The sequence below is a fragment of the Micromonospora sp. WMMC415 genome (assembly GCF_009707425.1).
Classification (GTDB): Bacteria; Actinomycetota; Actinomycetes; order Mycobacteriales; family Micromonosporaceae; genus Micromonospora.
The window spans coordinates 797,253-808,298 of record NZ_CP046104.1; the positions used below are offsets into that span (position 1 = coordinate 797,253).

At 71.6% G+C, this 11,046-nt stretch carries 11 protein-coding genes; 6 read left to right on the forward strand and 5 right to left on the reverse strand.

Translation table 11 applies throughout. The features are described from left to right. The first annotated feature begins 255 nt into the window (after window positions 1-255). A complete protein-coding gene (locus tag GKC29_RS03905) occupies window positions 256-1,257 on the forward strand; it encodes a zinc metalloprotease (RefSeq protein ID WP_155329520.1) in 1,002 nt (333 codons plus the stop codon). 77 nt (window positions 1,258-1,334) lie between these two features. On the opposite strand, the gene GKC29_RS03910 is transcribed toward GKC29_RS03905, so the two are convergent. Beyond that, window positions 1,335-1,838, reverse strand: coding sequence for a pyridoxamine 5'-phosphate oxidase family protein (locus GKC29_RS03910; protein WP_155329521.1), 504 nt, complete (start codon window positions 1,836-1,838; stop codon window positions 1,335-1,337). 77 nt (window positions 1,839-1,915) lie between these two features. On the opposite strand from GKC29_RS03910, the gene dcd reads away from it, so the two are divergent. Beyond that, window positions 1,916-2,494 (forward strand): dCTP deaminase, encoded by a 579-nt coding sequence (gene dcd / locus GKC29_RS03915; RefSeq protein WP_155329522.1) that lies wholly within the window; start codon window positions 1,916-1,918, stop codon window positions 2,492-2,494. 108 nt (window positions 2,495-2,602) lie between these two features. Here dcd and GKC29_RS03920 read toward each other — a convergent pair whose 3' ends face one another. From GKC29_RS03920 to GKC29_RS03930, 3 genes are all read right to left on the reverse strand, one after another. Next, window positions 2,603-3,613 (reverse strand): NlpC/P60 family protein, encoded by a 1,011-nt coding sequence (locus GKC29_RS03920; protein WP_230688909.1) that lies wholly within the window; start codon window positions 3,611-3,613, stop codon window positions 2,603-2,605. Window positions 3,614-3,937: 324 nt separating this feature from the next. Then, window positions 3,938-6,133 (reverse strand): (Fe-S)-binding protein, encoded by a 2,196-nt coding sequence (locus GKC29_RS03925; RefSeq protein WP_155329524.1) that lies wholly within the window; start codon window positions 6,131-6,133, stop codon window positions 3,938-3,940. Window positions 6,134-6,437: 304 nt separating this feature from the next. After that, on the reverse strand, window positions 6,438-6,701 hold the full coding sequence (locus GKC29_RS03930; RefSeq protein WP_155329525.1) for a cell division protein CrgA: 264 nt from the start codon (window positions 6,699-6,701) through the stop codon (window positions 6,438-6,440). 227 nt (window positions 6,702-6,928) lie between these two features. Between GKC29_RS03930 and GKC29_RS03935 the strand changes: the two genes are divergently transcribed. Genes GKC29_RS03935 through GKC29_RS03950 form a run of 4 tightly spaced genes read left to right on the forward strand, consistent with a single transcriptional unit; the run spans window position 6,929 to window position 10,332 of the window. Beyond that, the gene (locus tag GKC29_RS03935; RefSeq protein WP_155329526.1) at window positions 6,929-7,732 is read left to right on the forward strand and encodes a DUF881 domain-containing protein; all 804 of its coding nucleotides are present in this window, start codon (window positions 6,929-6,931) and stop codon (window positions 7,730-7,732) included. Then, the gene (locus GKC29_RS03940; RefSeq protein ID WP_155329527.1) at window positions 7,729-9,396 is read left to right on the forward strand and encodes a class E sortase; all 1,668 of its coding nucleotides are present in this window, start codon (window positions 7,729-7,731) and stop codon (window positions 9,394-9,396) included. The genes GKC29_RS03935 and GKC29_RS03940 overlap by 4 nt, the downstream gene beginning before the upstream one ends. Before the next feature lie 6 nt (window positions 9,397-9,402). After that, window positions 9,403-9,678 (forward strand): hypothetical protein, encoded by a 276-nt coding sequence (locus tag GKC29_RS03945; protein WP_155329528.1) that lies wholly within the window; start codon window positions 9,403-9,405, stop codon window positions 9,676-9,678. 3 nt (window positions 9,679-9,681) lie between these two features. After that, window positions 9,682-10,332 (forward strand): aminodeoxychorismate/anthranilate synthase component II, encoded by a 651-nt coding sequence (locus GKC29_RS03950; RefSeq protein ID WP_155329529.1) that lies wholly within the window; start codon window positions 9,682-9,684, stop codon window positions 10,330-10,332. A gap of 7 nt (window positions 10,333-10,339) precedes the next feature. Here the strand turns inward: GKC29_RS03950 and GKC29_RS03955 are convergent, their stop codons facing one another. After that, a complete protein-coding gene (locus tag GKC29_RS03955; RefSeq protein WP_230688910.1) occupies window positions 10,340-11,035 on the reverse strand; it encodes a vancomycin high temperature exclusion protein in 696 nt (231 codons plus the stop codon). Window positions 11,036-11,046: the final 11 nt, after the last annotated feature.

The following is an 11,046-nucleotide window of genomic DNA, read 5'->3' on the forward strand; positions in this document are numbered from 1 at the left end:
CTGAGGCCGCGCCCTCCGTGCACCCAGGTACCTGGCGACACGGCCGGTGCCGCCGAGCGGGCGCGCCCGGGGGTCGGGACGGGGTGGACAGCAGCCCCTCGAACATCGATCATGAGTCGACCCATGACAGGAAAAAGTTTCTTCCCGGCAACATATGGCCGTTCTCAAATCTGTCGATGGGTTGTAACGTCTGCCACACGTTTCCAGCCACGGCGCGACACACCCCCTGCCGCGCCGCCAGAAAGAGGTGGGCCCATGGGACTCAGTCCCAACCTGCTGACTCGTCGTAACGCCGGCATCGCGTCGACGTCGTTCGCCCTGCTCCTCGGTGTCGCCACGGTGGGTCTCCTGCCGACCGCCGCCCCCGCCAGCACGCCGCTCGCCGCCCCCGCGGCGAGTGAGGTGTGCGAGCCGGCCGGCGCCCTGGCGAAGTCCAAGAAGCGCCCCGGTGGTGTGACCAAGCACGACCCGAACCAGCTGACCCTCGCCCAGGTGCACACGCGGGAGGCCGAGCTGGCCGACCTGGTGCAGGAGCGCGCCAAGCGGAACGGCCTGCGCTCGCAGACCACCGCCGCCGCCGCGTCGATCACCATTCCGGTGGTGGTGCACGTGATCCAGGAGGACAGCACGCGCGCCGGCGGCAACATCCCGGACTCGATGATCACCTCGCAGATCAACGTGCTCAACCAGTCGTTCAGCGGGGCGACCGGCGGCGCGTCCACGGCCTTCGCCTTCTCGCTTCAGAAGATCAACCGGGTGACCAACCCGAGCTGGTACCCGATCGTGCAGGGCTCCTCGGCCGAGCGGTCGATGAAGACCTCGCTGCGCACGGGCGGCAAGAGCACGCTCAACGTCTACCTGGGCGCGCTGGGCGACGACCTGCTCGGCTGGGCGACCTTCCCGAAGCGGTCGCTGGACAAGATGGACGGCGTCGTCGTGCTGAGCGAGTCGCTGCCCGGCGGCAGCGCGACCAACTACAACCGCGGCGACACCGGCACCCACGAGGTCGGCCACTGGCTGAACCTCTACCACACCTTCCAGGGTGGGTGCGGCGGCTCGGGTGACAGCGTCAGCGACACCCCGGCCGAGGCCTCCCCGGCCTTCGAGTGCCCGACGGGTCGCGACACCTGCACCGCGCCAGGCCTGGACCCGATCACCAACTTCATGGACTACACGTACGACGACTGCATGTACCAGTTCACGCCGGGCCAGGCCAGCCGCATGCTGACCGCCTGGAACGCGTACCGGGCCAAGTAGCTCCCCGCGTACCCGATCCGGTGCCGGCTCCGAACCTCGGAGCCGGCACCGGCGTTTTCCGGGCCGAACCCGAGGACTCAGGCCGCCCGGCGGGCGAGCGCCACGTGGGCGTCCGGAGCGCGGCGGGCGCCCGGATCGAGCCAGACCTGGACGGCGGGCCGCCCCAGCCCGCCAGCGGAGTCGTGGCGGGCGAGCATCGCGACGTCGACGGTGAACTCGAAGAGCCGCCAGTCCACCTGGGAGGCGGCGCGGTGCAGCTGGGCCAGGCGGGCCACCCGGGCGGGATCGGTCACCGGGCGGGCGTGGCCCGCGACGTACGCCTCGTCGTCGCTGTCCTCGGCGGGGAAGGAGTGGAGCGCGTAGCGCCCGTCGCGTTCCAGGTCGCGCCGTTTCGGCGAGTCGATCACGAAGCAGAACAGGCCCTCCTCGGTGACGACGGGAGAGACCGGGTGCACCCGGGGCCCGCCGTCGGCACGGACCGTGGCCAGGTAGGCCAGACCCGGCCCGTACTGCTGGAGGAGACGGCGGATCCCGTCGGCGAGGCGGGGCTCGTCGGCGGCGAATTCGGACCAGGAAGCCATGCCGGCATTCTATCGAACAAATGTACGAACAGCACGCCGACACCAGACTCGACCGTCGTGCTCGCTATGGTGGTGCGATGCTGCTCTCCGACCGCGACCTGGTCACCGAGATCAAGGCCGGCACGCTGGCGCTGGAGCCGTTCGACCCCACGCTGGTGCAGCCGTCGAGCATCGACGTACGGCTGGACAAGCTCTTCCGGGTCTTCAACAACCACCTGTACACACACATCGACCCGTCGCGACAGCAGGACGACCTGACGTCGGTGGTCGAAGTGCCGGACGGCGAGCCGTTCGTCCTGCACCCCGGCGAGTTCGTGCTCGCCTCGACGCTCGAAGTGATCTCGCTCGGCGACCAGCTCGCCGGTCGTCTGGAGGGCAAGAGCTCGCTCGGCCGGCTCGGGCTCCTCACCCACTCGACCGCCGGCTTCATCGACCCCGGCTTCTCGGGCCACGTGACGCTGGAGCTGTCGAACGTGGCGAACCTGCCGATCACGCTGTGGCCGGGCATGAAGATCGGCCAGCTCTGCATCTTCCGCCTCTCCTCGCCGGCCGAGCACCCGTACGGATCCGCGGTCTACGGTTCGCGGTACCAGGGGCAGCGCGGGCCGACGCCGAGCCGCTCCTGGCAGAGCTGGCGCACCTGGCCGACCCGCTGACAAGCGGCCGGCGCGAGCCCGCGCCGGACCCACCCGTACGCCCACTGAGTCGGAGACGGCGCGCGGCCCCGGTCACGATGACCGGGGCCGCGTCGAACTCACTGTGGATCAGCCCGGGCGACGGAAGCCCTTGATCGTCTGACCCATCCGGTTGATGCTCGCGACCTGCACCGGCTTGCCGGCCCGCGGCGCGTGCACCATCAGATCGTTGCCGAGGTAGAGGCCGACGTGACTGGGCCAGAAGACCAGATCACCAGGGCGCGCCTCGGATCGGCTCACGGCTCGACCCTCGTTCCACTGCGCCCCGGTGTAGTGCGTCAGGTAGATGCCGGCCGCCTTGTACGCGTACTGGGTCAGGCCGGAGCAGTCGAACGAGTTCGGCCCGGTGGCACCCCAGACGTACGGGTCGCCGACCTGAGCACACGCGGTCCTGATGGCGATCCGGGCGGCCTCGCTGACCACGCCGTTGATGGTCGGGCAGCCGGTCACCTTGACCGTCGTCTTGGGCAGCGACGCCTGCAGGCGCTTGATCTCGGCGTCGATCTGCTTCTTGCGGGCGGCCAGTTCGGCCTGCTGCGCCTCCTGGGTGGCGATCAGCGCGTCGAGCTTCTGCTTCTGGTCGTCGTACTTCTTCCGCACCGCCAGCACGCCCTCGAGCTCCTTGCGCTCCTGGGCGGCCAGCCGGTCCAGCATGGTGACCTGCTCGCCGAGCAGATCGGGCTTGCCACTGACCAGCAGGGCGCCGATCTCCTGGGACGGCCCGGTGATGTAGTACCGGGCGGCGAGGTCGCCCACCCGGTTCATCGCCAGCTCGCTCTCGAGAGCCAGCGGCGTGATCTTCTTCTGCAGGTCGTCCGACTTCTTCTTGTTGACCTTGAGCTGAGCCCGGACCTTGTTGTACTGCTCGATCGTGGGTTCCAACCGCTCCCACTGCTTGTCGATCGCAGCCTCGATCTCGTCCACCGACGGCTCGGCGTACGCGGGTGCGGCGAGCGCGCCGGCACCGATGGCTACGGCGGCGACCAGGGTGAGCAGACGGTGGACGGCCCGGCGCAGGCCGCCCGGGCGGCGGGACCGTCCCGGGACGGGACGACGAGGGGGCGTGGTTGCCACCGGCACCGACTCCTTTTGCAACCTGACCGCCGGGCGCCTCGCGACGGGGAAGAGGGGCGAGGCAGACGATCCACAGCGGCCGACGACCCACATTAGGGAACGTCCGTAACGGAATCAAGACGGCCAACGTCCCCATCACTGCTCTGCGACCGCCCGCCTACAGCGGGTGCACGACGTCGGGGGCGGTGACAGTAGTCGATACGACACCGAGACCCGGGCCGCCCTCCTGCTGGCGAACTCCGCCGCCACCGCGGCCGTCATCGTCCCGACCACGTCCTGAGACGACGACGGCGGCGGCACCGTCGGGTGCCGCCGCCGAAGCGGTACGTGTCAGCCGGCGACCGGCTCGCTCGCCTTCTCGCCCTGCGCCTGCTGGGGCTTGACCGAGCGCAGCAGCACGCTGGCCACGTCGACCACCTCGACCTGCTCGCCGGCGCCCTTGCCGTTCACGCCGTCGTTCAGCATCGTCGAGCAGAACGGGCAGCCGACCGCGACGGTCTTCGCACCGGTGGCCATGGCCTCCTCGACCCGATCCACGTTGATGCGCTTGCCGATCCGCTCCTCCATCCACATCCGGGCACCGCCGGCGCCGCAGCAGAAGGAGCGCTCGCTGTTCCGCGGCATCTCGGTGATCTCGCCGTTGATGGCGTCGCCCAGCACCTCGCGCGGGGCGGCGAAGACCCGGTTGTGCCGGCCCAGGTAGCAGGGGTCGTGGTAGGTGACGCCGCCGTCGACCGGCTGCACCGGGGTCAGCTTGCCGGCGGCGACCAGGTGGGCCAGCAGCTGGGTGTGGTGGACGACCTCGAACTCGCCGCCGAGCTGGCCGTACTCGTTGCCCAGGGTGTTGAAGCAGTGCGGGCAGGTCGCGACGATCTTCCGCTTGCTCTTCTCACGGCCCTCGAACGCCTCGTTCAGGGTTTCGACGTTCTGCTGGGCGAGCATCTGGAAGACGAACTCGTTGCCGATCCGGCGGGCCGGGTCGCCGGAGCAGGTCTCGCCCTCACCCAGGATGGCGAACGAGACGCCGGCCTCGTTGAGCAGCGTGGCGACCGCCCGGGTGGTCTTCTTGGCCCGGTCCTCGAAGGCGCCGGCGCAGCCGACCCAGAACAGGTACTCGAAGTCGTCGACCTCGCCGACCCGCGGCACCTCGAAGTCCAGGCCCTTGGTCCAGTCCTCGCGGGTGTTCTGCGGGGCGCCCCACGGGTTGCCCTTGTTCTCCAGGTTCCGGAGCATCACGCCGGCCTCGGACGGGAAGCTCGACTCGATGAGGACCTGGTAGCGGCGCATGTCGACGATGTGGTCGACGTGCTCGATGTCGACCGGGCACTGCTCGACGCAGGCGCCGCAGGTGGTGCAGGACCACAGCACGTCCGGGTCGATGACGCCGTTCTCCTCGGCGGTGCCGATCAGCGGCTTGTCGGCCTCGGCGAGCGCCAGCACGTCCAGGTGGGCGAGCTGCGCGGCGGTCGCCTTCTCCTCACCGGTCAGGTCCTTGCCACCGCCGGCCAGCAGGTAGGGGGCCTTCGCGTACGCGTGGTCGCGCAGGCTGAGCACCAGCAGCTTCGGCGACAGCGGCTTGCCCGTGTTCCACGCGGGGCACTGCGACTGGCAGCGACCGCACTCGGTGCAGGTGCTGAAGTCCAGCAGACCCTTCCAGGTGAACTGCTCGACCTGCGCGACGCCGAACTGGTCCTTCTCCGGGTCGGCCTCCTCGAAGTCGAGGGGCTTGCCGTTGCTGGTCATCGGCTTCAGTGCGCCGAGGCCGGAGCCCTTCCGGCCCGGGTTGCGCTTGAAGAAGATGTTGGGGAACGCGAGGAAGCGGTGCCAGGCGACACCCATGGTCACGTTCAGCGAGATCACGATGAGCCAGGTCATCGAGATCACGATCTTGATGACGGCGGCCACGCTGACGCCGGCGTCCCAGTTCGGCAGCAGGCCGCCGACCGCGTGGCTGAGAGGGGCCGCCCAGACCGGGTACTCGAAGTGGTCGGTGGCGACCTTGAAGCCCCGGATGAGGAAGCCCATGATCAGGACGGCGAGGATGATGGCCTCGACGAAGTAGCCCTGCCACATGGTCGAGCCGGTGAACCGGGACTTGCCCCCGGGCCGGGTCGGGCGGTTCCTCAGCCGGATCGTGATCAGCACCAGGATGCTGACGATGCCGAGGATGCCGAGCCACTCGGTGACCAGGCCGTAGAGGGCCCACCCGCCGACCAGCGGCAGCCCGCCGGTGGGCGAGACGACCTCGAAGTACGCCTCGAGCACGAGCAGTGACAGCACGATGAAGCCGACCATCACGAACCAGTGCGCGGCGCCCACGACGCTCCACCGGAGCATCCGGGTGTGGCCGGCGGTCTCGGCCAGCATGGTCTTCGTCCGGGTGGCCTTGTCGCCGAAGCGCGTCGGGTCGGGCTGACCCAGCCGGATGACTGCCGTCATCTTCATGACCGCGCGTACGGCGAGCCACACCGCCACGGCGGTGATGGCGGCCGCGACGATCGTGGTGACGATCTGGACGCTGCCCATCGAGTCGGCCCTCCCCGGTCTGCTGCTGCGTCGAGCGGCTCGGCGACCGGCTCCCGGATCAGGGGGCGGTCGGCGGATCGCCGCTGCCGCACCCTCGACCGGACCGGTCGATGACCTCGCTCCGCTCGGTCATGCAGTGCAGCCTACGCGCAAGGTTACCCAGCGGTAACGTGAGTCTTCTCGCACCTCGGCCACGCCGCCCTGCGCACACCATAGGGGGCCCCGCCCGGCGCTGCCGGGCAGGGGCCGTGCCGAGTGACGTGGTTCCTCCCGGCATCGACCGGGACGGGGAGATCCAGGGAGGTCAGCGCCAGCGCGAGAGCAGGATCAGGGAGGCGACCATGGCGCCGAAGCCCACCGCGAGGTTCCAGTAACCCCACGACATGACCGGGTACTCCTGCTCGGAGAGGTAGTAGACCACCAGCCAGCCGATGCCGACGACGATGAGCGCGACCGCCGTGATGGGCAGCCAGACCGGGCTAGGCTTGCGCGTCGCCGCCGTCGCCGTCGGACGTACGTCCGTCGGCGGGGTGTACACCTTCTTCTTGCGGACCTGAGACTTGGGCACGACGCTCTCCAGAGGGGGTGACGACCTCGTCCGGCCTGACAACCGGGCGCGAGGGCGACGGTCCTTGGCCAATAATGTTCGACAGCTAGCGTAGTCCCGAAGACCCGTCCAAGCCACGAAAGGGTCTTCTCCGGTGCTCGGACCTCCCCGATCGGGGGTCGGACGGGTCGCCGGCCGGCGGTGTCGCCGGGACAGGTCGGCAACGTGACGAGGGGAAGGAACGCCCCGTGGAGTACACATCCGGCGCGGCCTCCTGGCAGAAGGCCCTCCGGCGGGCCGGCGCGGCGCTGCTGCGGCGCCCCCGGCGACGACGCCCCGGATGGTCGATCGGCGTGCCGCTGATCGCGGCAGCCGCCGGGCTGCTCTTCACCACGACCGCCACCACCGCCGGGGGGACGACCCTGCGCGAGGACCGGCGCCCCCAGCTCAACCAGCTCATCCAGGACCGCCGGGACGAGGTGGCGGCGAGCGAGCAGCAGGCCGCCACGCTGCGCGAGGAGGTCGAGGGCCGCACCACCGCCCTCGCCCAATCGGACGGGCCGATCAAGGAGCAGCAGGACCGGGCGGCGGCCAGCCGCGAAGCGGCCGGCTTCACCGCGCTCACCGGGCCCGGCGTGACCGTGGAACTCAACGACGCCCCGCGCCGCGGGGACGGCACTCTCCCCGCCGGGGCGACCAACGACGACCTGGTCGTCCACCAGGGCGACGTGCAGGCCGTGGTGAACGCGCTCTGGGCCGGCGGCGCGGAGGCCATGTCAATCATGAACGTCCGCGTGCTCGCCACCAGCGCGGTACGCTGCGTCGGTAACACCCTGCTGCTGCACGGCCGGGTGTACTCCCCTCCGTTCAAGATCGTAGCGATCGGTGATCCCGCCGCCCTCACGCGGGCCCTCGCCGAGTCTGAGGGAGTCCGGTTGTTCAGGGACCTGGTCGACACCTACAAGCTCGGATACTCGGAGACCATCTCCACCGTCACGGTGCCGGCGTTCGATGGCTCGACGGCCCTGCGCTCCGCGACGGTGCCCAGGTGACCCGGACGCCGGACGACTGGTGGGACGATCGGGACGGCCGGCACCGGGACCGGAGCGACGAGCCCACGGCGTTCCTTCGCAAGGTCGACCGCCCGACCCGCGACCCCCACCGTCCGGAGCACCCGCCGGCGGCTCCCGGCCCCCCGCCGAACCAGCCACCGCAGCCGTCCGGCGCACCGCCGTACACGGCGAACCGGCCGGCCGGACGATGGCCCGAGCCGATGGTGCCGCCCCGGCCGCCCGCACCGGACCGCCCGTCCCCGCTCGCCGGCGGTCCCGGGCCCGGTCACGCCGCCCCGCCACGGTGGCCCGGCACCGGGGCCGCACCGGTTCCCCCGCCGCAGGACGCCACGCGACGCCCCGACCCGTTCGGGCATCGCCCCGAGGCCGCCCGCCCCGACCCGTTCGGGCACCGTCCCGAGGCCGCCCGCCCCGGCACGCCCCCGCAGCCCGGCCCCGTGCCGTCCGTCCCGCCCGAGCCGGCCCCGCAGCGGCCCGCGGCCCCCGGCGACGCGGCCCGGCCGGTGGAGCGGCCACGCCCCGGAAACGACGTACGGCCGGTCACCGCCGGCCCCGGCGTCGACCGCGAGGCCCCGCGGCCGCCCCGCGACCGGGCCGGCCGGCCCGGTGACGCCCCGACCGCGATCATCCCGGCCGCGACGGCCGCGCGCCCGGGTGCCGGCGGAGGCGGCGGGAACCCGCGCACCGACTCCGCTCCCGTCTCCCCGGCGCCGTCCGGCGACCCGAACGCCACCGCGCTGATCCCGGCGGTGCCTCGCCGTACGCCGCCGGCGCCCGCGCTCGACTTCACCGCCCTGATGGGAGCCGTCCCCCGCCCGCCCCACACCGAGGAGCCGGCCGGCGACGGCGGCCCCCCGGAACCGCCCGCGCCGCGCCGGGGCGAACGGGTCGTCAAGCTGCGCCCAGAGCAGACCGGCGAGGGCTACAAGAGCGTCTACTCGGAGCTGACCCGTCCGACGCTCGGCTCCCGCCTGCGCGGCGGCATCCGCGTCACCGGGGAACTGCTCATCACGTTCGGCCTGGTGGTGCTCCTGTTCGCCGGGTACGAGGTCTGGGGCAAGTCGGCGATCGTCGACGCCCATCAGAACGACCTCAGCCAGCAGCTTGCCCAGGCCTGGGGCCCGACCGGCGACCCCACCGTCGCGCCGTCCGCCGGTCCGCCGGCGTCCGCCAAACCGCCGACGCCGGTCCAGGGCAGGCCCATCGCCGGGCTCTACATTCCGAAGCTCGACAAGAACTGGATCGTCGTCGAGGGCGTCACCCAGAAGGACATCCGGTACGCACCCGGCCACTACCCGAAGAGCGCCCTGCCCGGCCAGGTCGGCAACTTCTCCGTCGCCGGCCACCGCAACCGGGCCACCTTCTGGCGGCTCGACGAGCTGAACGAGGGCGACACGATCGTGGTGGAGGACCGCGACAACTGGTACGTCTACCAGGTGACGCGCAACCACATCGTCACGCCGACGCAGGTGGAGGTGGTGGCCCCGGTGCCGGGGAAGCCCAGTGCGCGGCCGACCACGGCGATGCTCACCCTCACCACCTGCAACCCCAAGTTCGACAACTACGAGCGGCTGATCATCCACGCGAAGCTGACCCGGAAGCAGGCCAAGTCGGCGGGTCGCCCGGCGGAGCTGGGGAACTGAGGGGTCATGTACGTCTGGATCTGGCGGAAACTGCCGTTCGGACTGCCCGGCAAGCTCACCGGCAGCCTGCTGCTGGCCGCGGCCATGGTCGCGCTGCTCTGGTACGTGGTCTTCCCCTGGGCGGAACCGCTGCTGCCGTTCGACGACGTGCAGGTCACCCAGGACTCCGGCGTACCCGGTGATCCGCTGCCCGCCGACGGGGAGACGCCCGCCGGCGACGAGCACGACCTGCCGTACGACACCGACGAGAACAACACCCCGCCACCCTCCCCGGAAGAGTGACCCGTGCGCGTCCTGGTCATCGACAACTACGACTCGTTCGTCTTCAACCTCGTCCAGTACCTGGGCCAGCTCGGCGTGGACTGCGAGGTACGCCGCAACGACGAGATCAGCGTCGCCGAGGTCGGGAAGGTCGGCGCGGACGGCGTCCTGCTCTCCCCCGGGCCGGGCAGCCCGGACCGCGCCGGCATCTGCCTCGACGTCATCCGGGAGTACGCGGGCACGCTGCCCCTCTTCGGCGTCTGCCTCGGTCACCAGGCGATCGGGGAGGCGTTCGGCGCGACGGTCGCCCGTGCCCCCGAGCTGCTGCACGGCAAGACCTCGGAGGTCCGGCACCACGACGTCGGCGTGCTGGCCGGCCTGCCGGATCCGTTCACGGCCACCCGCTACCACTCGCTCGCCGTCCTGCCGGAAACCCTGCCGGACGAGCTGGAGGTCACCGGCTGGACCGGCTCCGGCGTGGTGATGGCGATGCGGCACCGGACGCTGCCGATCGAGGGCGTCCAGTTCCACCCCGAGTCGGTGCTGACCGAGGGCGGTCACCTGATGCTGGCCAACTGGCTGGCCTCCTGCGGGTACGCCGAGGCGTTGACGCGCGCGCCCGAGCTGGCCGCCGAGGTGGAAGCCCGCCGCCGCGCCGCCTTCAGCGCCGGCTGACGGGCGGTCAGCTCGTCAGCGCGTCCCGGACACCGGAATCCGCGGGCGAGTGGACCGCGGGCGGCCGACGCAGCACGGCGTCCCACGCCGCCTTGCCGCTGGCCAGGTAGTCCCGGATCGTCTTCTCGACGAACAGGGCGGTCCCGCAGCCGGGGCAGTGGGCGATCACCCCGTCGACGTCGAGGCCGAGGTGGCGGCAGAGCGTCACCGCGCGGGAGACGTGCCAGGACTGCGTGACGACCAGCGCCCGCTCGACTCCGTACACCTCACGCGCCCGTGCGCAGCTGTCGTAGGTGTCCAGGCCGTACGGGTCGGCCACGATCCGACGCGGGTCGACACCGAGCCGTTCGGTCAGGTAGGTGGTCATGACCGCCGGCTCGTCACCGGACGCGCCGCCCCCGTCGCCCGACACCAGCACCACCCGGGCCCGCCCGCTGTGCACCAGCTCGGCGGCGGTCTCCAGCCGGCCGGCGAGCCGGTTCTCCGGGTGCCGCCGGTCCGCCGCCACCGCCGTGCCCAGGACGATCACCACGTCGGCGGCGGGGGCGTCGGCCTCGTCGTACACGTGGCCGCGGGCGCCGGCCGTCGTCCACAACCAGGGCAGGCTGGCGACGAGCAGCGCAGTCAGGCCCAGGACGGCCCCGCGCGCCAGGCGCCGCCGCCACCGGTACGCGTGACCCCCGGGTGCGGCAACCGCGATCACCGGACGAACCC